Below are 1,279 nucleotides of genomic sequence, written 5' to 3'. Positions count from 1 at the left end.
CGGGGCCGCGGGTTGTGTCCGCGGCCCCGTTGTCGTCCGGTGGTTAGCAGATGTCGATGCTGGCGTTGCCGGAGAGGTTCCAGGTGGAGTTGTCGGCGCAGGGTGATTCGCGGACCGAGGTGTTGTTGACCGTCAGGGTGATGTCGGTGTCGCGGGTGTTGGCGAATTCGCTGCGGGCGGCGATGCGGACTTCGCCGCCGCCGTCGACGGTGCCGCCGGCGATGGTGTAGTTGTAGCAGTTCTCGATCAGGATGGCGTTGTTGCCGTTGCCGGCCAGGTCGACCTGGCCGATGCGGACGCCGCCGGATTCGGAGACGCAGAAGATGCCGCGGCCGCCGCCGCGGGAGACGACCCGGTCGACGTAGATGTTGGTGGCGTAGGAGCCGTCGGCGAGCCTGCCGGCGCGGTTGGCGGTGCGGAAGGTGGCGTAGCCGGTGCCGGAGGCGACGTTGTCGCCGTCGACCAGCCCGATGTTGGCGTTGCGGGTGTTGTTGAGCAGCAGGCCGGCGTAGGCGGTGTTGCGGGCGACGACGGTGCCGATCTCCAACCCGTCGACGTTCCAGGTCTCGACCCCGTGGTTGCCGGCGCCGTTGACGTAGACGTAGTCCATGGTCACGTTGGAGCTGGCCGGTTCGTCGCGTTCGAAGCGGATGCCGATGCCGCCGTCGAGGTTGAGGTTGATCTGGCCGAGGTGGAGGCCGTTGTTGCCGAAGAACCGCATCCCGAAGTACGGGTCGCCGGTGAGGTCGAGGTGGGGGATGGACACGTTCGAGGTGTTGGTCGACTCGATGGCGCCGCGGCCGCCGTTGTTGCCGGCGTTGATGGTGCCGCAGCCTTCGAAGGTGCGGTTGCTGGGGATCCAGATGGTGCTGCCGCCGATGGAGCCGGAGGCCATGACTGAGACGCGTTGGCCGTTGCCGAGGGCGTCGACGGCGGTCTGGATCGCGGCCCGGTAGTCCCCGCCGGTGTAGACGGTGCTGCCCCCGTGCTGGGCGGTGTAGTTCCCACTCGAGCCGGTCACGGTCGCATCCGGCGAACCGCCACCGCACTCACCCGGATCACCACCACCCGGGTCGTCGCCTCCGTCGTCGCCGACCGGGACGAGCTCGAACTGCTGGTTCTCGCTGCCGGTGGGGTCGTACTGGGAGATCCGGTCGCCCGGTTCGGTCGACCACTCCCACACGTCGAGGGCCTTGCCGGAGAAGCGGTTGACGAAGGTGGCGTAGCCGCCGCTCTCGTCGACCTGCCACTGCTGGTTCTCGCCGCCGACGTCGTCGTA

1 protein-coding gene is annotated in these 1,279 nt (G+C 68.4%); it reads right to left on the bottom strand.

The genetic code is table 11. The features are described from left to right. Positions 1–43: 43 nt before the first annotated feature. On the bottom strand, positions 44–1,279 hold a 1,236-nt coding region (locus CUT39_RS10555), incomplete at its 5' end, for an RICIN domain-containing protein (protein ID WP_100446303.1).

The sequence above is a fragment of the Glycomyces xiaoerkulensis genome (assembly GCF_002798405.1).
GTDB lineage: Bacteria > Actinomycetota > Actinomycetes > Mycobacteriales > Micromonosporaceae > Glycomyces > Glycomyces xiaoerkulensis.
The sequence above is the reverse complement of the archived record's forward strand: the minus strand, read 5'-3'. Positions and strand labels throughout refer to the sequence as shown.